Here is a 21640-nt window from a genome sequence, read left to right on the forward strand (position 1 = left end):
TCTCAGGGTTTACGTTTTAGGATTTCATTTTTATTATTGGGCTTAAAGGAAGCTCCTGCGCATCGCATTACCGCATCAAAACCGTAGCGGCTTTTCATGCGGTCCATAGCCTGATAGAGGGCAAGCATTTCTTCTGTATCCTGAAAAAGATCTATCTGATAGGTGCCCCTGACCAGTCCGCTGAAACGTATACCGATAAGGCGCAGACGCATTCGGCGCTGGTAGAGTTTATCAAAGAGTTCCTGAACTGTCTTTGTGAGTATGTGATCCGCTGAGGTATACTGCACCCTGCACTGTTTGGTTTCGGTATCAAAGTTGGCATACCTGATTTTGACTGTCACCGTTGAGGTCAGCCACTCTTCGGAACGCAGCTGAAAAGCTAGTTTTTCCACCATTCCCAAGAGGACCCGATTGAGCTTAGGAATGTCAATGGTATCCTGCGAGAAAGTGTGTTCGGTGGAAATGGATTTCCGCTCCGTGTAAGGTTCAACGGGATTGTTGTCTATGCCGTTGGCCTTTTTCCAGAGTTCAATGCCGTTTTTGCCAATCATCTGCATCAGCACATCAGCGGGCATTTCTGAAAGCGTGCGGATGGTGCGGATACCAATCCGTGAAAGCAGCTGAAAGGTCTGTTCGCCGACCATCGGGATTTTGCGGATCGAAAGAGGATTTAAAAATGACTGCACCAGATGTTCCGGAATTTCAAGGTTCTGTTTCTGTTTGCCTTCACCTGTTCCGATTTTGGATACCGTTTTGTTTATTGAAAGTGCAAAGGTGAGGGGCAGGCCTGTTTCTTTTGTGATACGCTGGGCAAGTTCGTCGGTCCATTTGTAGCTGCCGTAAAATTTGTCCATTCCGGTGATGTCGAGATAAAACTCGTCAATACTAGCCTTTTCTACTACGGGCGCTTTTTCCTGGATTATCTCTGTAATGTCGTGGGAAAGCCTGGAATACAATTCCATGTCGCCTTTCATGATTTTGGCCTGCGGGCACAATTTCATGGCCATGTGGATCGGCATTGCCGAGCGAACGCCAAACTTCCTGGCCTCATAAGAACACGAAGCCACGACGCCTCTTTCTCCTCCGCCGATAATCAGCGGGATACCGTTAAGTTCAGAATTGGTGAGTCTTTCGCAGGAAACGAAAAACGTGTTCATGTCGATGTGTACAATTGCCCTTGTCATAATTTCTATCCATTTATACGAATCAAAATTAGTAACAGATAATAACATTTTTAAAAAGTATAATGTTATAAATAGTAACAAAATTATAAAATCCTTATTTTGCAGGGGATTTGAAAAGCATTTTTTTACAGTCAAAAATGTTTATTCAGAATTTACGCAACGCCACTTTAAATGAGATTTTTTTTTGAAAAGGGTGAAGCAGGCATATTTTAAGGAATGAAAGTTCTGCAGTTAAATTCACTTTTCCTTTTGTAATATTTATGTTAAATATGAAATTAATGACTATTTTGTAAGTAAATGACGTATCTTTGTAAGCTATTAACCGCTCCACGGATATAATTCGATTGTTTATCGATTTTCAAATGCTTTGATATTTATATAAGCTTTTGCAGATTTGTAGATTCTTGTCTTCTGTAACTGCATAAATTTCTAAGCTATGTTACAACAAAAGAATTCCCAAAAGATTATTTTTCATGCAGATGATGATGAGGATGACAGAATGCTGTTTATGGATGCGGTCAATGAGCTCGATATGCCGATTAAAGTGCAGCAGGCCGAAGACGGGCAGAAGCTTCTTAACTGCCTTTACAGTCCCGCATTAGAGATTCCCGAAATTCTATTTCTTGATATTAATATGCCCGGTAAAAACGGATTTGAATGTCTTGAGGAAATACGAAATGCGGATGATCGTTTGAAACAGCTGAAAATAATTATGCTTTCAACGAGCAGCAATATTGAAAATGTTGAGCTTTCTTATAAACTAGGAGCTGATCTGTATGCCGTCAAGCCCAGCACATTTCACGGGCTTAAAAGTCTTCTTACGGAAATCCTCGAGTTGCAGTGGAATGCCTCCTGGAATAAAAAACAGTTTCTTATTACCTGAAATAAAAATAAATGTACAAGTCCAAAAAAAAGCCGTGCATCATAAATTGCACGGCTTTTTTTAAACCATTTGCAGTCTTATAAGGCAGGTTCGGTTTCTGCAGGAGCTTTTTCAGCAGAATGCCCTGCGGCAGCTCCTTCTGTTTTCTCCACAGCATCCTGCTGGGCTGTCTTTTTCATCAGAATATAAAAGTCTCTAAGATGCCACCATGCCGGGCACATGTCAAGCGGCCCATTAAAGGTGCGTATTCCTGTGTAACAGCTTTTTAGGAAAAGCTGCGAGTCTGTGATTTTTGCCCATGGCTTCCAGTCTACCTGCAATGGCGGGGGACTGCTTTCAAAGTATCGTTTAATTTCTTCTGGATTCATAGTGCAAAATTAATTAAAAACCAGCCGCAGGTCAATTAAACAATAAGATTATAATAAGACTTATTTCTTTTTTTTGATTACTAAATGAGACAATGCCGGGTCATGTAAAAGCCGTTCTAATTCTGAATTTACAATCTCTGATATATCTTCTTTTATCTGCAGATAATTGCGTTCAATCATAGTATTATTTATGATCCGTACCGGACTGATCTGCTGATATGAATTCTCTTCTTTTTTAAGTTCATCATGATTATTTATTATTTCGGAATGAAATGTTTTGAGTTCAATTTTACAGTCAGGATTGTCAGCAGTAATACCTACAAATTCACCTGAACTTAAACAGGAAATCTTAGAAGCAGGTACAGCGGATTCCAATTGTTTTGATTTGCTGATGGAGGTATCTGAGCTGTTAATTGAAAGGCTTTCGCGATCCTGCATTATTTTTCCAAAGCGCTCAGAAAGCTGTTTGGCGGTGTCGCCGTTCACCTGGCCACTGATGATATTTCCAGTAATATTGAGTATGACATCTGCCTGCTCGCGGCCGTAATCCTTACGCAGCTGGCTGAAGTCCTGAATCCCCAGACATGTGCTCACCTTGTTGCTTCTTGCAGTAGCTATCAGGCTGTCCATATTGTTGAGATAGATGGTAGGAAATTCATCAAATACCAGACTGCTTTTAAGTCTGTCTTTCTGGTTTACCTGCTTGATGAGCCTGCTCACAAAAAGGGAAAGAACAGCACCATAGGTCTGGATTTTCAAAGGATTGTTTCCCATGCAGACTATCTTTGGATCTGCAGGATTATTAATATCGAGTGTAAAATCATTACCGGAGAGCACGTAATAAAGCTGCGCACTCGACAATCGTGCCATGGAAATCTTAGCGGAAGCGATCTGCCCCTCAAGCTGCTCCATGACGTTATTCAGATAGGCGCTGACAAAAGGGTCGATCAGAATCTCTATTTCTTTTTCAGTCCTGAGCAGCGTAAAAAGACTATTGTATTCAACCTGCATCAGTTCGATAACATGAGGCAGCGTGCAGAATTCACCGTTGTTGTATTTTCTCAGATACCAGATTACTGCTGAAAGGAAATTAATAGGCGATTCCACAAAAAAGTCTCCCTGTTTTTTTATCCATTCACGGTTTAATCCTAGAAGAATTGTGCGTGCCGACTCACCAGCATCCGTGATGTCTGTCATTGATTTTGGATCAAGGGGATTGCACCTGTGGGTACGGCTCAGGTCATCAAAATTGATTACATAAAATTTAGGCTCAACCATATACAAATGTTTATACTTAAGCCAGGTGTTATGGGCAATAATGCTGAGATCATCAAATTTAAAATCGTACACAAACATTGAGAATCCTTTACGGATGTGCTGGGTTATCACATGTCGGATCACAAAATAAGATTTTCCAGATCCAGGTGTTCCCGCTACCAGTATTCCCCGAAAGGGGTTTATGATATTTATCCAGCTTTTCCGCACTTTATTTTTCAGATTATACTTTGCCGGAAGATTGACGGAATATTCATTTTCAAGAAGCCTTTCTTCCTGAGGAAAGGTCTCATTTTCCCTGTTGAAAATATCACTGCTGCTCAGATTTCTGTGAATGATTCTAGAAAGCAGTGTGCCTCCTGACAGCAGCAGCAGATATCCTAGAGCAGTGCACAGCATATAGATAATCAGTTTTGTTTCAGGCATCGAGAAAGCAATCAGAAAAAAGTAACTTGAGAAGTAAGCCGTGAATCCTGCAACAATGTAATACGTGGCTCTTTTCGAGTTCAGCTTTTCGTTTTTCCTGCCCTTTGCACCAAGAAGGGAGATGCTTAAAAATCCCAAGGCAAAAAGTTTAGAGGTATGGAAATAATCCAACAGTCCTGTGCGGAAAATGTTCTGCAGTATTTTATCCCCAAGGTCATTCGTAAGCCCCCAGAACCTAAAAACATTATATCCGAAATAGTAGAAATGAAGGCAGAGCAGTATCATGCTAATAAGCCTTGTCATATCAAGAATTTTTCTAAGCGCCTGTTCATTTTCACCTGTCTGCATTGTCTTAGTTTTTTATTTATTAATCATTAAGTCCTTTTCTTCTTCTTCTTTTCTTTTTTCTTTTGAATTCCTTTGAAACGTAAGCAGCAGCTGAATCAGATTGCAGCAGGGAATCAAATATCTTTTGCAGTTCGTTTCCGCTGATAAAAGATGAATGCTGCGATGTATTCACAATCTCTTTATGATCGATATCTCCAACAGCTTTTCGGTTAGTATTGGATATTTTCAGACCGCACCGTTTTTCAATTTCTGATGCAGCATACGGCTTACCCAAAATACTCCCGTTAAAAACGCATTTTGTTATGTGGTCCACATAAGTTAAACCATAAAGAATTCCCTGTTCATTTCTTCTCTCTGCAATCTTAATCCCGTCCTTTATAAGAATTCTGTCTAGATTGGAAACCGTCTTTATTTTGTTCTGAATGAATGCCATATCAACTGCATTTTTAATTCTTTTCAAATGGGGATTTCGGGCTGTCTTATTTGCAATAAACTTTAACTCCAAATATTTTAAAGTGGGCTTAAGGTAAAAACTGCTTGCTTTTATGGGAACGCCGACCGGCTGTTTTTTGTCATTTAAAATCTGGTATGCTAGTCCTCTATGCTGAAACATTCTTGAATCTTTCGCTCCCTGCATTGCGGTGATATTGTACAGGTTTAGAACAGCATTTAATTCTCCCACGGTGGTATACCTATAATTTGGAATAACAGCGTTCAGAACATTGGCAATTGCTTTTTTAGTTTCAGATTCCCCATATTGAACAACAATACTTTTTACAGGTTTTATATTGATTTTTTCCTTCTTACTACTCTGGGCGGCAACTAAACCAAATGCCTTTTCAATATCCCTTCGTGCTGTTTCGGACCGGTTTTTCCCTATGTTATTCATGTCAATTCTTTTCCCGTCCGATTTCACTTTTATAGAAACAATGTGGATATGCGGATGTCCCGCATCATGATGCTGGTACACCAGATAAGGCTGCACCCCGAACCCTATTTTGTCCATATAAACGTGGGCAATTTCCATGAGTTTTTCTTTCGGCAGATTACTTTCAGAGGAATCAAAATTCAGTGAGATATGCACGCTTCCCCGTTTCACATTGGAATTTAATTCGAGCATTTTTAAAAGCAGTTTCAACCTGAGATCTCTGTGAAGTCCCGAGGCTTCAACAGGATAATTTCCGTCGCCGATAAGCTCTGCTTTTTCTGCTTCGATCTTATTTTCATTGTAGTTAAAAATACTTCTGACTGATGATCCCGTATTTATGACTGCAACCATTTTTCAGCAAGATTTTGGATTGTATTTTTAATTGCATCAATAGAGTTGAACAGCATTTTTTTATCTGTTTCGAAACTCAGTATCCACACTTTGAATTCAGAAATGTGTGAAAGTGTGTGCAGTTTTTTTACAGCCTGGTTAAGATTATTTCCAATGGGATTAAGCTCTGTTCTGAGGCGTGTCAATTCTGCCATCAGCTCATCAATAGATGCATTTCTGCATTTCAAAACAATAGGTTTTCTCAGCAGATTTTTACGTGCAAAATCACTTATTTTCGGGCAGACCGAGTCTGCAAAATATTGCTGTAAAACTTCATATTCCTTTTCGCTGAGCCTAAGATGAAGCCATCTTGTCCTGTTTTTTTTCTCTTCTTCCATCATTTTTCCTTTTCATTCGACATTATAAATCTTCCAGTTTTCACTGCCAGCGAGTTCCGAGCAGAGGGGCAGCAAGATAGCGGTTGTGATACAACCGGACATCTTGCAGATTGCAGCAAGGCGTGGCAATCCTACAGAGTCTGTTTAAAAACTCAGACATCTTTCAAATATTCAGACGAATTTATGCAGGAAATTCCAAAACATCCCATCATAGGTAAATTTTGCTTATGATGCTTTGAGATGCCATTGGTATCTTTAGACTTTGATTTATTAATTTAAAAACGCTGAAATTATGAGTGCAAAGAATTATGCAGCCAAGGTGTTCGATACCGTTTTGAGCATCCCTGGCATGAGTGAGCCGGTGAAGATTGATCTGAAAATTTCACGCAAAAATGTACTTCTGTTATGCCATTTTATTGACAGGGGAGTGCTGCTTGAAAAAGATGAAGCAAGCCTGATGGGAAGCATTGCAGAGGAAGAACTAATAGAACTAAAAAATGTCTCGCAGGAGTGTCTCCAAAAAGCCGGTCTTATAGAACTTAACCAGAAGCTTTTGAGTTTTATTGAAGATGCTAAAACTTAATTAAAGAAGTTTGAAAAAAAGAAAATGCTTTATGGATTTTTAATCTGTGAAGCATTTTTTATTACATAATCTTCAAATATAAATTGGCGTATTTTTGATGTTTTTTGGCGTGTTTTTGATGTGTTTTCTTTCATTTCGGCGTTTTACATTTGTAAAAGCTTAAAAGAAAAAGGTTTTTAATTTGAATATTAATTAAAGAATAATTTTATGAATTTAAAAGGCTACATCAAACAACCTATAATTGAAGTAATCAGTCTCTTATATATATTGCTTTTTATTTATGCCGCTGTAAGTAAATTATTGGATTTCGAAAATTTTCAAGTACAGGTGGGGCAGTCGCCTTTGGTAAGCGCTTTTGCTTCATGGATTGTATGGACAGTTCCGGTGCTGGAGTTGATTATCGCCTTGCTGCTTTGCATTCCGAGATTCAGGATATGGGGACTTCTAGGTGCTTTCAGTCTAATGGCCATGTTTACGGTTTATATTTTTATTGTGTTGAATTACAGTTCTTTTGTGCCATGCTCCTGTGGCGGTATTTTGGAAAAGATGAGCTGGAAGGTGCATCTGGTTTTCAATGTAGTGTTTGCATTGCTGGCGGCAGCAGCCATTTATTTTTATGCTAAGGCTTACAATTTAAGACTGGGAAGACATAATTTTGAACCGGTTAAAAGTATGCTGGTTATTTTCTTATGCAGCACCGGACTTATGATCTTTTTATTTCTGCGTTCAGAAAACATCATGCATTATAAAAATCCTTTTACAAGGCGATATGCAAAACATCCCTCTGTATTTCTGTCTCAAAAAGATCTCAAGTTTAATTCTTTTTATATAGCGGGAATGTCTAATGGAAGGATCTATCTGGGAAATTACACCAGCCCTGGCCGCATTGTTTCGGTGGATGAGAAACTTAAAAATGAACAAGTGCATCAGATTATTTTTGATCCTGCAAAGATTGCTTTTAAAAGCATCAGAATAAGTGTAAGTGGCGGGTATTTTTATATTAAGGATGGAACCGTGCCTGTCATTTTCAGAGGCAAAATTTCAGATTGGAAAATTGATAAAGAATTTAAAGGAATGCCATACTTTACAGTGGCAGAACCGATGGACAGCACTACTATAGTATTTCGTTCCAATAACGGAAAAAAGCTAGCCAATATAATAGGGATCTACAGCGCGGGAAATAATGGAAAATCAATATATAACGATTCTCTCCTTCAACAGCAGATTGATGGCGTTTTTGATACCGATGGGGTTTTAACCTATAGTGAAATAGATCGTAAAATCTTGTATCTGTATTATTATAGAAATGAATTCATTGTTGCTGGCAAGACAGGAAACTTGGCTTTACGCGGCAGAACTATCGATACTACGACTAAAGCCAAAATCAAGATTTCCTATCTGAAAAACGATACGCAGAGGAAAATGTCGGCACCTCCTTATGTGGTTAATGCCAAAGCTGCTGTATGTGAAAATCTGCTCTTTGTACATTCAAAGATCAAAGGAAGATATGAAAATGATAAACTCTGGGATCAGGCAAGCATAATTGATGTTTATGATTTTAATAGAAATGAATATCTGTTAAGCTTTCCTGTGTACAATTCAAATGATGGCAAAATGAGTTCGTTCAAAGTGACCCGCAAATATTTATATGCTGTTGTAGGCAAGAAGCTGGCACTCTACGAATTTAAGGATAAACTAAGTAATGAAATGAAGAGCAATAATCCGAAATAGAATTTACGCTAAAAATATACTGGCCAGTATCAGGACAAAGATCGAAAACCTGTAAAAAAAAGTAGATCGAAAGTTAACTTAACATTTAGTATTATGAAAACGCAAATTTTTAAAAATGTGATGCCATTTGCTGTTGCGGCAGCAGGTATCTTTGGAGCTTTTGCAACCACTTCAATGCAGAAAGCTGAGAAAGAAGTAGCATTTGTAAACGCTTACAGACAAAGTGACTGTCAGAATATTGTGAAACAGTGTGATAATCAGGAATTAGACTTCCTTTGTCGTATTGGTTCCACTCAACTATATGGTAAAGATGGCAGTGGAAATTGTGTGCAGACCTTATGGCAGGAAAATCCATAAATTGAAGCAAGTTTTTAATAACGATGCCGCACCAAATAGGTACGGCATTGTTTATTTTTTAATTATTATGATTAATCTACATTATCAATCCAGGCGTAAATTTTTTCATCTTTGAGATAGTAAGCAAACCATTGTAGAACACGCTCATTTAAATCTTTCTGGTTAATAGGGTTAAGCAGCGTATGGCCTTCATTCGGGTAGAAAAGCATAATATTATTTTTAGATAATCTCCGCAGTGCCATATAATATGCCTTACTCTGAAATGGATCCACCTGCGTATCTTCTTTTCCGCTCCACATTAAAAGTGGAGTCTGTAAATTTCCAATGAATGCAAGAGGAGAGTTCCTGTCAAAATCAACTCGGTCGTAAAAAGGTGTTTTTTCTCCCATGCGCCAGCCGCCTGAAGCAAAGCGCCACATTTCCGGCTTTGCAGTATTAGTGCCAATTGTAAGATATCGGCTGTTCAGATCCGTTATGGCACCGCTGGCTATTGCAGCCGCAAAAATATTGGTTCGGTTTATGACATAGGCTGTCTCGTAGCCGCCAAATGAATGTCCCATGATGCCAATCTTTTTTGGATTGACAATTCCGCGGTCTATAATGCTTTGTGTACCAGATACAACACAGTCCAAAGTTGAAGGCCCAACATTTTGTCTTTCATGAATTATATCAGGACGGAAAACAAAATAACCATTGGTAGTAAAAACACTTGGATTGTACCCGGATTCATTTTCAAGCGAAGGATTCCAGTATTTATGGAGTCCGGGAGACTGTGTTTCATAAATGCTGACAATCATGGGATATTTTAGCATTGGGTCATATGCTGCAGGATAATATAAAATTCCTTTTAAGCTTTCGTTTTTTGAATTTTTAAAGGAAACAAGTTCGCTCGTTCCCCAGTCAAACGTAGCATGCTGGGGGTTGCTTTGAAAAATACATTTTTTAGCCGAGTTGTTTTCTTTTGATATTATTCTAGGCGGAAGATCAAACTTCTGTTCAGTACAGAAAAAAGTCTTTCTTTTTGACCCTGTAATGAGATTTGAAAAATACGAATCACCGACTAGAAGTGTGTTAATGCTATTGGCTGCATTCCAGATATAGAATCCTGTCTGTCCGTTTTGATTTTCGCCTCGCAGCAAGAGTGTTTTATTAAGATCATACTTCGGCAGGAGAAGTCCATCATAAAGGTATTTACGGCTAATAGTTATGGGTTTCAAATCCATCCTGTATTTTATTTTTGATGCTCTGCCATTGGTTAATCTTCGGAATTCAGTTCCATCGGGTTTAACTGCCCACAAGTCAAATTCATCGTAAAGGAGAATTTCCTTATCCTGCGAAGTCCAGCCGGGGTTTCCATAAGCACTGTCTGCAGTAAGAAGATGCACTTTTCCAAAGAAAGACTGTCTGATTCTTGAAGTAACGTTAGTATGGGTTTTACTTTCTATATTGTAAATCCACCAATTTTTATTTTTTGTATAAGAAATGTATTTAGCCTCAGGCGATATTGAGATATCATGCATATGTACAGGCTGGTTTTCAAGAATAAGATGTTTCTCGAAGGTTTTGAGGTTCAAAAAATAGTAATCTCTAGGACTTTCAAATTCAAACTGCGGTTCATATGCTTTTGGATCAGAAAGAATGGCAAATCTGCAGTCAGTAGAAAGCATTATTGACAATAATGTATTATCGGTTATTTGTCTAAAAGAGTTTGCTTTAGGCATCCAGACACATACTTTTGGTGTCGTAGCTGAGCTTCCGTCACGCTGTCGCTGTGGATAGATCCATCTGTCTTTTGTATTCCAAATTTCAACTTTTGAATAGGAATGATCAGGAAAAGTTTTATTTTGGTTTGATATGGAAAAAAATACCTTTTGAAGGTCATCTGACACCAGCATCTTATTGCGAGCAAGGTCTGCAATTGAACTGCCTTTAGGAAATGCATCCGATTTGGCAGGATCAAACTGATACAAGTTCTTGTCGGCCATTGTGTAGAGAAATACGGATGCAGGCTCTCCAGTTTTCGAATTGCCACAGAAAGCGACCGCATTATCGTTTCTCTGCCACGTAAAATTGTCGTAATAATTTTCAGTAACGCTCATTATCCATTCTGATGCATTTAATTTTTTTAGGTCAGTAAGAAAAACTGAATTTTTCCCATTGTAGCAAAGATTATATAAGAGGTTGATTCCTGATGGGCTAACCGAAAAAGTTGTCACATCTGATATTTCCTGAAGTGTTTCTCCCAGAGGTTTTTTTATTCTTAAAGTTCCTTTGTTTTTCTCTGATCGACAATAGACTATCAATAGGTTTGTTCGATCCGAATACTCGTAATGCTCTACCGCTTCAACAAAATCCATTTTTCCATTTTCGGGATTTATTGTAACGAGGGTGTCATTTTTCATAAAAACAAAAAGGTTATTTTTTGTAAATAAAGACGTAGAGGAAGATGTAAAACGGTACGTTTTATTGTCCGAGACTCCGCGCAGGAATAAGGAATCAGTTTTATTAGCGTAATTAACTGTGAAACTTACCCATTTTTCATTGGGTGCCGTTTTGTCCATTTCAAAGGTGGACCACAAAGGATAGCTGGCTGGATCTAATTTCTGTTTTACCATTACCTGCCCAATTAAAGGGCAGGCTACTAATGGCAAAACAAAAAATGAAACAAGGGTAAAAAAAGGTATAAGCGAGATTTTAGATATTTTAAATAGAACAATTTTCAGCATGATAAAATTTTTTTAATATCCGGGATTTTGAGGAAGAAGATTAGGATTCAGATTAAGTTCGTTTTCCGGTACGGGTAGAAGTCTGTCTGTAGTGCTCCAGCCGGGTTTAATTGGCGAGAGTGCTGCATCCAGCTCCTGAAATCGTCGTAAATCAAAAAAACGATGTCCCTGCTCGGTAAAGAGTTCCCATCTTCTTTCCTGAAGGATGGCGCTTAAAATTTCCTGCGGATTTGCTGCATTCGTATCGGAGAGCCCTGCACGCCTTCTTATTTTATTCAAGTCTTCTTTTGCACCGATAAGATCTCCCTGATGTGTTCGCGCTTCGGCTCTTATGAGGTACTGTTCCGATACTCGAAAGAGGATGGAATACTCTTTAGAAACAGAAGTGTTGTTCTGCTCTTTATATTTGTAGGCATGTGACCAAGATCCATTTCCATTAGTTACTGTTTTGATCCAGTTGGCTTTACGGAGATCAGAGTTTCGAAACGAGTTAAGCAGATATGGAGTAAGCGCCACCATACTGGGAGGCCCCGCCTGAAAGATAAAAAAAGCTCCTTCAGCGGCATTCTGTCCTGCAGTGGATGTCTGAAGCTGCCAGATTGTTTCTTTTGAACTATTTAAAAATACCTTTGAAAGATCATTTTCCAGAATATAGAGTTCTGTCTTGTTTAGCACTGCTGAGGCCTCATCTGATGCTTCTTCATACATTCTACTGTAGATATACACTCTTGCTAAGAAAGCATGGCAGACAGATTTATTGGGGCGTATTCTAGCGGAAGATGGATAATCATCGGGCAATAGTGCTAAGGCATCATTCAGATCGCTAATGATCTTCTGATAGACCTGTTCTTCAGTTAGTCTGCTGACATTTAAATTTTTCTCATATTCGGTGTCTTTGACGTATGGTATATCGCCAAAAAGATTTAGGAGGTAAAAGTGGGACAACGCTCTAATGAATAGAGCTTCACCAAGCAGCTGTCTTTTTTGATTCTGGCTGATATTCAAACTCTTTTCAACCCCTTTCAATACTGCATTAGCCGCATAGATCTGGTTGTAAGAGTTATTCCAATATGTAAGAATAACTGCTGATGCAGGAGGTACCGTATTATTGTAAAATGTGAATACGGGATTGGAAGGGAGTCCATAAGCAGTCAGTTCATCTGCATAATTTCCAAGCTGATTAGAAATTCCACTGGTAGATCCATTTAGGACTCCATTATCTCTGATTTTGGAATACACATTTGTAAGTGCGGCATTTGCCGTATCGTAATTTTCAAAGACAGCCTGTGCCGTAAGTTGTGATTTTGGAAGGTCAACTTCTACAAAATCATTACATGCGCTGCAAAGCAGTATTGAAGCGAGCAGTAAAAATTTTAAATTTTTTGAACGTATCATTAGTTTGATTTTTAGAAGGTTAATTGTAGTCCGGCAGTCACAACTTTCAGAGGAGACAGGTAGCCGTAAGTAGTAAATTCAGGATCTCCATCAGGATATTTTGTTATTGTCAGAAGATTTTGAGCCTGCAACATCAACTTGCAGTTTGTGCTTTTAAGGCTTAATGGAATATCATAGGAAAGGGCAATGTTTTTAAGTCGAATAAAACTGGCATCCGTTATTTGTGCATTGCTCAAAGAATAATTGCCGTCCGCGGTTAATGCTGTTCCGTTAATGCCGGTAGTATACATCTGATAAGTGCTATTCCGTCCTTCCTGTTTCCAGCTGTCAGACATCCTAGCCTGCTGATTTGACATTAGTCCAGCAGTCCCCATTGGAAAAAGACGGTTCTGCTGTTTTACAAATTGAAAAAGAAAGTCAAGGTTCCATCCTTTGTATCTAATCTGATTTTGTATGCCTCCATAATATTTGGGATTAAGATCCGCTGTAAATTGCCTGTCATAAGGAGAAGATATTTTCCCATCATTGTTTAGATCTTCAAATTCATAAATGCCGGTTTGAGGATTTACGCCTTTGTATTTGTACAATAAGGCAATATTGAGCGGTTTTCCTATTCTGTACTGCTGGCTATACGTAGAACCCTGCAGACCCGGAAAACGCACCAGCTTGTTTTGGGCAGAAGTGACATTGAAGATGGTTGTCCACTGAAAGTTTTGTTTTTGAAAGTTAACGGTGCGAAATGTAAATTCTAAACCTTTGTTCTCAACCACAGCGTCAAGATTGGCTTGAATGGAGGTAAAACCGGTTGTTCCCGGAAGAGGAATTCCGACCAGCTGATTTGAAGAGCGGTTTTGATACCACGCTGCCGTTGCAAAGACTCTGTCCTTAAATAAACCAGCTTCAAGTGCGAATTCCAGTTTCTTATTGATTTCCCAGCCAAAGTTAGCGTTAAAGAGTCTTGAAGGCAAAAGCCCGGTCAAGCCATCATAACTGATTCCAGTTGTGCTGTAGGTATCGAAAAACTGATAATCACCGATCTGGTCATTTCCTGTAGTTCCGTAACTGCCCCGCAGTTTTCCGAAGCTCAGCCAAGATATTTTTTTTACTAAGTTCTCATTTGTGAAAAGCCAAGCAAATCCCGCCGCACCAAAATTGGCAAACTGTCTGCCTGGACCAAAACGGCTGGAACCATCCCTGCGGGCGGTCAGATTCAAAATGTAGCGATCCTGCCAGTTATAGTTCAGTCTTCCAAAGAATGCCTGGTATTTATACTGAGTTTCGTCGTTGAGCGATACCGTAATAACTTTGGCGGAGGCCAGATTATAGATTAAACTGTTTGAACTGAATCCGCTTCCGGACTGATAGAGTGTATTTGTGGTCTGGGACTGAAAGGTAGATCCTGCCAAAAATCCTATTTTTCCGTTTCCGAGTTCTTTTTCCCAATTAATCTGTGGTTCTATAATCCAAGAGCTTCTGGCAGTCTGGTTTTGAAAAAGTGCCGATCTCTGACTGCTTATGTTGTAGACGGGATTAAAAATGGTCGATGGTGCCGTGCGGGTTTCCAAGGTGGCAAGGTCAGTAAAACCAAAACTGCTTTTGATACTGAAACCTTCAAATAAATCATAGGAAAGAACAGCATTGGCTATTAAATCTTTTGTTTTGGATTTAAATTTAGCGTTGAGGTTGGCGAGCGGATTTTCCCAAGTCTGATTTTCCCAGTTTAGAGTTCTATCTTCATTGTAAAGGTCGGGAGCATTAGGCGCAAGGAACCTTGCCACATATGTCAAATCACTGGCAGGTTGATCATTATTTTGTGAAGTGTAGCTGCCTGAAAATGCCAATTGGAATTTATTGTCTTCTGAGCGGTGGTTAATATTGACCTGAGCGCCGCCTCTTTTATAATTAAATTTCCCAGGAAATACGGTAGATTCGTTGTGGTAGGTGCCGCTGAGGAGAAACTGTGTTTTTTGCGAACCTCCCGAAACAGTCCCCTGATTATCGGTAATCTGCGAAGTACCTCCCAAAAGTTCACTTTGCCAGTCGGTGTATCGGTTTTGGTCCCACGTCCCGTTAATATCATAATCTGCATCGCTGTATTGCGTTATTCCATCATTTAAAAAAGCCTGTTTACGCATAGCCAAATACTGTTGCGTATTCATAAGGTTAAGAAATTTTGTAACTCTTCCTGCGCCAGTACTGCTTGTTACTGTAAATTTAGTTTTGCCAGATTTTCCTTTTTTGGTGGTAATTAATATAACGCCGTTTGCGCCCCTTGAGCCATAAATAGACGTGGCATCGGCATCTTTCAGAACTTCGATGCTTTCTATATTGTCGGGATTAATGCTGTTAAGTGGGCTTGTTGAAGTTGGAAAAATAGAGGATGTCTGTCCCGAGCCTATCGGACTGGATGAATAAGGAACACCGTCAATGATATACAAGGGGGCATTTGCAGCAGAGCGCAGGCTGTTCTGTCCGCGAATTTTTATGTCAAAACCGCCTCCTGCAACTCCTGTGGTCTGCGTAATATTTACTCCAGCCATTCTGCCCTGCATGGTTGCTAAAACATTTGCCACAGGCTGCGTTTCTATATCTTTGGAGGTAATCCGGGCAATACTCCCCGTACGGTCACTTTCCTTTACGGAATAATAACCAGCATTTACCCGGACCTCCTGTAGTGTCGTGGTATCATATTCAAGTTTAATGTCAACTTTTGTGCTTCCGTTTACTGGGACGTACTTTGTTTTAAATCCCATAAAGGAAAAAATCAAAGTGTCTTTCGCTGTAGCATTAATTAGATATTGCCCACTATAGTCGGTGATAGCATAATTATTACCACTGCCTTTTACGCCAATGGTTACTCCGGGCAGAGGAGCAGAGCCATCTGTGACAGTTCCTTTTATCTGATTCTGTTGGAAAATAAAACTGAAATGCCGAGAGGAATTAACGGCAAACGATGACGAAACAGTGAACATAAATGCCGTAAAAATTAGGCAATAAAGCACTCTTCCATCCTTGTAAAATGAAAAATTATTCATAATATTGGACTTGGTTAGTTAAATTGATTTTGATTAGCTAAGGTCCTCTACGCTAGTTTGGTCGCTGCCGTTGAGGGCCATTTTTTATGCATTAAGTAAACGGCTTAATATGCATAAAGAGAATTCATTTTTTTTAGTACACAGGCAAGAAAAATTAAATAGTTTGACTTTTTCAGCGAAACATAAAGTACTAAAACAATGTCACTAAGAATCAAATGAGAGAATGACTTTTGGATAAAAAAGGCGTGGAACTCATCTTATTGTATCAAAGGCACTGGCGGCACCCAACCACAAATAAGTGAGCCCACGCCATAAGACGTGAGCATCTTACTTATCCTCTCGTGGTTTTGTAAAACGCCAGTTTTTTGATACGAGATTCTAAGCGAATGCTTCAATTTTTTATATGAAGGATCGCAAATTTAATAAATGATATTTATTATTTGAAATAAATATCAAATCTTATTCAAAGATAGGAAATAATATTTGTAATCCAAGTGGTTTACAGAATTTTATGAAATATTGTCAAAATTGCAGTATGGCTGAAATGACAAAAGAAGATAATGAATTTAGAATAAAAATTGCTGAGAGAATTGAGTTTTTAAGAAAAAAAACAGGTCTTTCTCAAAGCGATTTTGCAAAAAAGCATGATTTAGATCGTCAAATTCTAAACAGATGGGAGAGTACAAGGAATAAACGTGGAGTAACCATTTATACAATAAAAAAATTTTGTAATATGGTTAATGTAAGTGTAAAGGACTTTTTCGATACTGAAAATTTTGATTAAAAAAAAGATGCATTAGCATCTTTTTTTTTTAAGTTCATAACTTAAAATCAAATCTTTATGCAAGACCTATTATTAACTATAATGGGCTATTTTGTACGATTAATTATAACGCGTTCATAAAAAAAAGTGTTCGAATAACGACTTTTACGTGACTAACGAAGTTTGGCATGCAATAAGATAATATAATGGAGAATATACCAAAATCTTAAAAATCAATGAAAAAGCACCCTTTACAATGCCCCGAATGCAACGATTTTAAGAAGTTAGAAATTAGTTGGGTAAGATATAAGCAAGAAACTGAAAAAGAGTTGGATATTGACATACCATTCCTAATCTGCCCAAATTGCGGTCATAAAAAATCATTTAAACAAAAAGAATATTACGATGAAATCTCTGAAGCCTACTTTAAAGATATGCCAAATGGAGAAAAGTCAAGTATCACTTTTGGATATGAAAACAAAAAGTTTGAACAATATTCTCATTTAGAATTTAAGTATTCGTCCGAAGATTATTATTTAATACCAGGATTAGTTCGTCCAGAAAATGATGGTTTTCTTACTCCAGTATTTTTTGAAAAAGATATTTTACTTTATTATAATAATCATCCTGACTACAAAGTAAGGTTTGGCTCATTTTCTTCTGGAAACATCTATTTTAAGATAGCCCTCTTTTTGGTTGGGGATTTGGAATCAATAGAAACGGAAAAATTTTTAAATGGCTAGGCGACTTAAATGATGACTTTAAAAAAGATGAAATGAAATCACACCTAAAAAGATTTCAAGCAAGTAACGTAGAATCTGACCATGATATCTACTCTAAATTTTATCTTATGCAAAATCCTTTCTCACCGAATGATGCATTTCAAGATTCTGACAATGAAGTAAAACTATTTAAGCTTAAAAATGAATTAGACGATATTTTTGAAAAAAAATTCTCTTTTAAACTAACCAAAGTGCAGATTGATGATTTTTTCGATTATTATAAACCACCTATTTTAGAAGAAAAAGAACAAATATTTAATGCTTATATTAGCTTAACAAAATTAATTATTGAGAATATTCAGATTGATAATATAAAAGACCTTATTAGAAAACAAGAACAATGAAAAAGTTGTAAAGTCATTAGGATCATTAAAAACTTTGGAGTATTTCTTAATAAACAAACTAAATATTGAGGATAGTCAAAGTAAGGAAATAATGTCGTGTTTGTTTGTACTTTACGATTTACGACTTTTACAAGGTCATTTCCAAGATTCTGGTTTTGACGAAAAGTATGATTTTTGTAAAGCAAGGCTCGGAATTGATAAAGATTCCAAACATTTTAGTGTTTATGAGCGGTTGGTTGAAAAACTAATTAGTACGTTTAAGCAATTGAAAGAAATAACTAAAAGTTTAGATATTAATTAATAGTAATTCTGGCTGGTGATAGACAACAACAAAGGAAAAAATTAAAACCAAATGTGGTGTTTTCACTATTTAAAAATTTAAATCATTATTTTTCAGCCCCGATTGAAACGGAAATACTTTTCTGCCGGTGTACGGCATAAAAGATTGCAGTGTAAAGCGGGATAGGCTGCATGATAAAACGATTTGTTGTTCTGCTCTATGAAAGAATATCTTTTTAAAATACTCAAATCCGATGCCACAAAAATAAACAATAATAAATGGGGCTAAAATGCCCCATTACTCTCTACATAAACGTGCAGCAAATTATTTTTTAGATTCTTCAATAGAAACTTTTCTAAACTCCTTTAAAAGTTTTTCAATTTCCAATGAAGCTTTACGAGCTCTTGCTCCGGCAGCTTTAACTCCTTTTTCAGAAAGAGATTCAGATTCAGTTTTGAATGTTTCAATTTCTGCATTAATTTTTACGATTAGATCTTTCATAATGTCATGTTTTTAATTACGGGAGCAAATGTAATTTTAAAATTAAAAGAACCAATTCCAAAAGTAAATTATTATGGTTGCGACTTATTTATTCTCTGAATAAAAAAGCTTACTGGCATTCCTGCTTTTGCCAAAAAAGCGTTTGCAAACCGCTGTGTTGAGCTGAAGCCTGCTTCTTGAGCCAATGCTTCGTAGGTGTACTTTCTATATATTGGTTCCGTCTGTAGTAAGTTGATGATGTATTCGATCCGAAGACCATTAATGTATTCGCTCATTCCCATATCCCTATAATAACTTAGGATAGCGGCTAAATATTTAGTATTTGAGTTAAATGCTGCTGCTAATGTGACAAGATTCCAATCTTTTCCTAAAAATTTTTTTTCGATTTCAAAATTTTCAAGCTGTTTAAGTATAGATGAAACTGTTTCAATATTTATGTCTTTTATCGGTTCTTTTTCAATCTTTATTTTAGGTTTATTTTTAACTGCATTAAGTTCCTGCATTCTAAGCTCAAAGTTTTTTTCATAAATTTTTCTTCTTTTGTAGTATCGACGGGTCTGCCAGATTATAAAGATGAAAAGCAAAAAGATAACGCATGCAAATATTATATCATAATACTGTTCCATTTTTAGATCTTCTGCAATTTCATTTTTTTCTACCAATATTTTTTCTTTTTCTTGAATAAGCTCTTTTGTATCATACTGCTTATGTATTTTGCTTACGATGTACGTATTGTTCTCCACAAGAAGAGTGTCAGCTTTTAAAAGTTCATTGATGTAGTATAATTGATTATTTAAATCTTTTTTGGTTTTATTGTAGTTAATCAAAAGTTCGAATGCCTGTCTTAGATCCGGCCTCAGGTATTTTTTCTCTTTAAAAATACTATCAACGATTTGAAAATGCTTCGATGCTTTTTCTTTTTTGTTAAGTGACCAGTAGCTTTTCCCTACATAAAAGTTTCCAATTGCGACATTTGCAAAATCTTCATTTTCAATAATAGGCTCAAGGGAAGAATCTATTTTTTTAATCGATTCTGCGTAATTTCCTTTAAAGTAGTCATTTATGCCCTCAGAATGTTCATAATAAGGAATCATTACCGTCGATTTTAATCTCTTGCTTTCCGATATTCCTAGAGCATTCATTTGCGTGCATAATCCATAGTTGCCAAGTTTGTTGTAACAGAGTCCCAGCATGTGAATAGAATTAAGATAAGGTCTTGTCTCAACATTTTTATAGTAATCTACGCATTCTCTTAAAAGAGAAACAGCTTCATCATAAAATCCCACGTAAAACTTTGTTAGGGCAATACAGTACTTTACTTTATGTATCTGATATTGATCATTTGTCTTGGAAACATAACTATTTGCAGTTAAATAATAGTCCATTGCAAGTTTCTGGTGTTTCAATCCGTAGTAATAGGTGCCCTTAGTGAGATAGGCAGCTCCAATTAATGCATAGTCATTCGATTTTTTAGCTGTGTATAAAATACTGTCTACGTAGATGAGTTTAATTTTATTGGGAGATATCAGCATCAAATTCTGGTATCCATTCATAATTTCTTTCGAGTTTTTTTCAAGTCTGGCCTTCTTAAGAAAGCTGTAAGCATATATGGCTGCATGTGCACTGTCTTTCTTCAAAGTATAGAATTTATTATCTAAGTATTCATAGCTTTTTTTCTTGAGAGAATCTGGGATCATGAATGAGTTTTTTTGAGCTGATATTACATTAAACAGCAGCAGGCAGGCAATAATTAGATTTGATTTATTCATACAATTAGGGATTTGTGCAGCATTGATAATTGACCGACTCAATGCTGTAATATTAATTTTACATTATGTTAATATAAAAATAACATAAACATTTGAAATACAGTGTTTTGTTTGGTTAAAAGCACTGTGGATTTCCATGAAATCCACAGTGGAATTGCCGAAAATCCACACACAATGGTTTGCGGGAGACTAATGAGCATAATAGTTTTGCCTTGAATTCAAAAGCAAAATGTCCAGCAGGGTGCTGGATAAAAGTTCTGCTTATCCGGATGAAAAGGGCTGAGAAAATAATCTCATTCATTTCAAACATCAAAATCATGAAAACTTTTTTACTATGTATTACTGCATCATTTTTATTTATTTCGTGTTCGGCTGATGCCGATATTGAAAGTTCAAGACCCACATCGGTTTCGCTACAGAATTCTGAAAGTAAAAGCCAATCTTTTAAGGGTGACGGCAACCCTTTTGATATAAAAGGGCAGAATGTTTACGAATTATTGAAAGTTTTTTATCAAAATAATCAGTCTCCAAATTCTGTTGCAGAACTTACTGAGCAGATAAGGTTTGTTTTAAATAGTGTTCAGAACAAAAAGGGCATTACTAATCGATTAATACCCTTTACTGACGAGATGGTGGAAGCTATACTTTCCGATCCAGACAACAGTATGATTCTAATTGTCCAGAATAGCACTTTACAGACTTATGCGAAAAACAATCTTATAAATTTCCTTCAGAATCTTATCAGTAAAAGGCAGGAAGAATTTACGATCACCAATAATTACATTCTTGGCTATGAATCTGATGTGCTCAGTGATACAATTTTTACTACTGAGGAAACCGAGACCATTCTAACTGTAGCGTCTATTTCAAGATATTCCTTATACACAGAGGAAGAACGTAAAGATAAGGATTGGGATATATTGGTAGGAAGCAAACATGCCCAGCCTTTCTTTAGTAAAAATGAAGTTTCAATTATACTAGTTATCGCCCTTCTTGAGAAGCTGCTTTAATATTCTCAAAGTTTTAAATTAAATCTGCAAATATGAAATTACGTGCCATTTTAAATATCGCTATGGTTTTAACCAACCTCATTAGTCTCTTTATTATTCTAGGACTATTATTAGACTATCAGCCCGCAGATTATTTTAGAACTGCAGAACCTACAGCATATATACCTTTCCGTTTGCAGGTATATATGCTGTATGTTACCTGTTTGTTTAACCTGTATTTTGTT

The 21640-nt window shown here is 37.1% G+C and carries 18 protein-coding genes; 8 read left to right on the forward strand and 10 right to left on the reverse strand.

Annotated elements, in window-relative coordinates; all coding sequences use genetic code 11:
* Positions 1 to 2: 2 nt before the first annotated feature.
* A complete protein-coding gene (gene dinB / locus NLG42_RS10610; protein ID WP_257683734.1) occupies positions 3 to 1184 on the reverse strand; it encodes a DNA polymerase IV in 1182 nt (393 codons plus the stop codon).
* A gap of 436 nt (positions 1185 to 1620) precedes the next feature.
* Between dinB and NLG42_RS10615 the strand changes: the two genes are divergently transcribed.
* Positions 1621 to 2067: a response regulator gene (locus NLG42_RS10615; protein ID WP_257683735.1), complete on the forward strand. Its 447-nt coding sequence runs from the start codon at positions 1621 to 1623 to the stop codon at positions 2065 to 2067.
* 77 nt (positions 2068 to 2144) lie between these two features.
* Here the strand turns inward: NLG42_RS10615 and NLG42_RS10620 are convergent, their stop codons facing one another.
* The 4 genes from NLG42_RS10620 to NLG42_RS10635 are packed head-to-tail and all read right to left on the reverse strand — an operon-like array spanning position 2145 to position 6140.
* The gene (locus NLG42_RS10620; RefSeq protein ID WP_257683736.1) at positions 2145 to 2435 is read right to left on the reverse strand and encodes a DUF6965 family protein; all 291 of its coding nucleotides are present in this window, start codon (positions 2433 to 2435) and stop codon (positions 2145 to 2147) included.
* A gap of 60 nt (positions 2436 to 2495) precedes the next feature.
* Positions 2496 to 4484 (reverse strand): conjugal transfer protein MobC, encoded by a 1989-nt coding sequence (mobC, locus tag NLG42_RS10625; protein WP_257683737.1) that lies wholly within the window; start codon positions 4482 to 4484, stop codon positions 2496 to 2498.
* A gap of 19 nt (positions 4485 to 4503) precedes the next feature.
* Positions 4504 to 5763 (reverse strand): relaxase/mobilization nuclease domain-containing protein, encoded by a 1260-nt coding sequence (locus NLG42_RS10630; RefSeq protein WP_257683738.1) that lies wholly within the window; start codon positions 5761 to 5763, stop codon positions 4504 to 4506.
* A complete protein-coding gene (locus tag NLG42_RS10635; protein ID WP_257683739.1) occupies positions 5748 to 6140 on the reverse strand; it encodes a plasmid mobilization protein in 393 nt (130 codons plus the stop codon). Before NLG42_RS10635 ends, NLG42_RS10630 begins: the two co-directional genes overlap by 16 nt.
* Positions 6141 to 6432: 292 nt before the next feature.
* Between NLG42_RS10635 and NLG42_RS10640 the strand changes: the two genes are divergently transcribed.
* The 3 genes from NLG42_RS10640 (at position 6433) to NLG42_RS10650 (ending at position 8811) form a co-directional block, all read left to right on the forward strand.
* Entirely contained in the window at positions 6433 to 6723 is a 291-nt protein-coding gene (locus tag NLG42_RS10640; RefSeq protein WP_257683740.1) for a hypothetical protein, read from the forward strand.
* A gap of 207 nt (positions 6724 to 6930) precedes the next feature.
* Positions 6931 to 8454: a MauE/DoxX family redox-associated membrane protein gene (locus NLG42_RS10645; protein WP_257683741.1), complete on the forward strand. Its 1524-nt coding sequence runs from the start codon at positions 6931 to 6933 to the stop codon at positions 8452 to 8454.
* Positions 8455 to 8547: 93 nt separating this feature from the next.
* Positions 8548 to 8811 carry a hypothetical protein gene (locus NLG42_RS10650; protein WP_257683742.1) on the forward strand — a complete coding sequence of 88 codons (264 nt, stop codon included), beginning with the start codon at positions 8548 to 8550 and terminating at the stop codon, positions 8809 to 8811.
* A 71-nt stretch (positions 8812 to 8882) separates the two neighbouring features.
* Here NLG42_RS10650 and NLG42_RS10655 read toward each other — a convergent pair whose 3' ends face one another.
* From NLG42_RS10655 to NLG42_RS10665, 3 genes are read right to left on the reverse strand one after another with little or no spacing between them, the layout of a single operon-like run.
* A complete protein-coding gene (locus NLG42_RS10655) occupies positions 8883 to 11537 on the reverse strand; it encodes an alpha/beta hydrolase family protein (RefSeq protein ID WP_257683743.1) in 2655 nt (884 codons plus the stop codon).
* A 12-nt stretch (positions 11538 to 11549) separates the two neighbouring features.
* Positions 11550 to 12932: a RagB/SusD family nutrient uptake outer membrane protein gene (locus NLG42_RS10660; protein WP_257683744.1), complete on the reverse strand. Its 1383-nt coding sequence runs from the start codon at positions 12930 to 12932 to the stop codon at positions 11550 to 11552.
* 11 nt (positions 12933 to 12943) lie between these two features.
* On the reverse strand, positions 12944 to 15967 hold the full coding sequence (locus NLG42_RS10665) for a SusC/RagA family TonB-linked outer membrane protein (protein ID WP_257683745.1): 3024 nt from the start codon (positions 15965 to 15967) through the stop codon (positions 12944 to 12946).
* A 535-nt stretch (positions 15968 to 16502) separates the two neighbouring features.
* On the opposite strand from NLG42_RS10665, the gene NLG42_RS10670 reads away from it, so the two are divergent.
* The 3 genes from NLG42_RS10670 to NLG42_RS10680 all read left to right on the forward strand — a co-directional run bounded on the left by NLG42_RS10670 (position 16503) and on the right by NLG42_RS10680 (position 17856).
* Entirely contained in the window at positions 16503 to 16751 is a 249-nt protein-coding gene (locus NLG42_RS10670; RefSeq protein ID WP_257683746.1) for a helix-turn-helix transcriptional regulator, read from the forward strand.
* A gap of 215 nt (positions 16752 to 16966) precedes the next feature.
* Positions 16967 to 17473, forward strand: coding sequence for a hypothetical protein (locus NLG42_RS10675; protein ID WP_257683747.1), 507 nt, complete (start codon positions 16967 to 16969; stop codon positions 17471 to 17473).
* Between the two features lie 32 nt (positions 17474 to 17505).
* Positions 17506 to 17856: a hypothetical protein gene (locus tag NLG42_RS10680; RefSeq protein ID WP_257683748.1), complete on the forward strand. Its 351-nt coding sequence runs from the start codon at positions 17506 to 17508 to the stop codon at positions 17854 to 17856.
* Positions 17857 to 18460: 604 nt separating this feature from the next.
* Here the strand turns inward: NLG42_RS10680 and NLG42_RS10685 are convergent.
* Both NLG42_RS10685 and NLG42_RS10690 read right to left on the reverse strand, forming a co-directional pair.
* Positions 18461 to 18637: a histone H1 gene (locus NLG42_RS10685; RefSeq protein ID WP_257683749.1), complete on the reverse strand. Its 177-nt coding sequence runs from the start codon at positions 18635 to 18637 to the stop codon at positions 18461 to 18463.
* A gap of 71 nt (positions 18638 to 18708) precedes the next feature.
* Positions 18709 to 20406, reverse strand: a complete 1698-nt coding sequence (locus NLG42_RS10690; protein ID WP_257683750.1) for a helix-turn-helix domain-containing protein — start codon at positions 20404 to 20406, stop codon at positions 18709 to 18711.
* A 317-nt stretch (positions 20407 to 20723) separates the two neighbouring features.
* Here NLG42_RS10690 and NLG42_RS10695 point away from each other — a divergent pair, with 317 nt between their 5' ends.
* The gene (locus NLG42_RS10695) at positions 20724 to 21416 is read left to right on the forward strand and encodes a hypothetical protein (protein WP_257683751.1); all 693 of its coding nucleotides are present in this window, start codon (positions 20724 to 20726) and stop codon (positions 21414 to 21416) included.
* The last annotated feature ends 224 nt before the right edge of the window (positions 21417 to 21640 follow it).

The sequence above is a fragment of the Flavobacterium plurextorum genome (assembly GCF_024638035.1).
Lineage (GTDB): Bacteria > Bacteroidota > Bacteroidia > Flavobacteriales > Flavobacteriaceae > Flavobacterium > Flavobacterium plurextorum.

Coding starts and splice junctions, on each gene's coding strand:
- dinB (WP_257683734.1), bottom strand. CDS start 1,184: ATGACAAGGGCAATTGTACACATCGACATGAACACGTTTTTCGTTTCC.
- NLG42_RS10615 (WP_257683735.1), top strand. CDS start 1,621: ATGTTACAACAAAAGAATTCCCAAAAGATTATTTTTCATGCAGATGAT.
- NLG42_RS10620 (WP_257683736.1), bottom strand. CDS start 2,435: ATGAATCCAGAAGAAATTAAACGATACTTTGAAAGCAGTCCCCCGCCA.
- mobC (WP_257683737.1), bottom strand. CDS start 4,484: ATGCAGACAGGTGAAAATGAACAGGCGCTTAGAAAAATTCTTGATATG.
- NLG42_RS10630 (WP_257683738.1), bottom strand. CDS start 5,763: ATGGTTGCAGTCATAAATACGGGATCATCAGTCAGAAGTATTTTTAAC.
- NLG42_RS10635 (WP_257683739.1), bottom strand. CDS start 6,140: ATGGAAGAAGAGAAAAAAAACAGGACAAGATGGCTTCATCTTAGGCTC.
- NLG42_RS10640 (WP_257683740.1), top strand. CDS start 6,433: ATGAGTGCAAAGAATTATGCAGCCAAGGTGTTCGATACCGTTTTGAGC.
- NLG42_RS10645 (WP_257683741.1), top strand. CDS start 6,931: ATGAATTTAAAAGGCTACATCAAACAACCTATAATTGAAGTAATCAGT.
- NLG42_RS10650 (WP_257683742.1), top strand. CDS start 8,548: ATGAAAACGCAAATTTTTAAAAATGTGATGCCATTTGCTGTTGCGGCA.
- NLG42_RS10655 (WP_257683743.1), bottom strand. CDS start 11,537: ATGCTGAAAATTGTTCTATTTAAAATATCTAAAATCTCGCTTATACCT.
- NLG42_RS10660 (WP_257683744.1), bottom strand. CDS start 12,932: ATGATACGTTCAAAAAATTTAAAATTTTTACTGCTCGCTTCAATACTG.
- NLG42_RS10665 (WP_257683745.1), bottom strand. CDS start 15,967: ATGAATAATTTTTCATTTTACAAGGATGGAAGAGTGCTTTATTGCCTA.
- NLG42_RS10670 (WP_257683746.1), top strand. CDS start 16,503: ATGGCTGAAATGACAAAAGAAGATAATGAATTTAGAATAAAAATTGCT.
- NLG42_RS10675 (WP_257683747.1), top strand. CDS start 16,967: ATGAAAAAGCACCCTTTACAATGCCCCGAATGCAACGATTTTAAGAAG.
- NLG42_RS10680 (WP_257683748.1), top strand. CDS start 17,506: ATGAAATCACACCTAAAAAGATTTCAAGCAAGTAACGTAGAATCTGAC.
- NLG42_RS10685 (WP_257683749.1), bottom strand. CDS start 18,637: ATGAAAGATCTAATCGTAAAAATTAATGCAGAAATTGAAACATTCAAA.
- NLG42_RS10690 (WP_257683750.1), bottom strand. CDS start 20,406: ATGAATAAATCAAATCTAATTATTGCCTGCCTGCTGCTGTTTAATGTA.
- NLG42_RS10695 (WP_257683751.1), top strand. CDS start 20,724: ATGAAAACTTTTTTACTATGTATTACTGCATCATTTTTATTTATTTCG.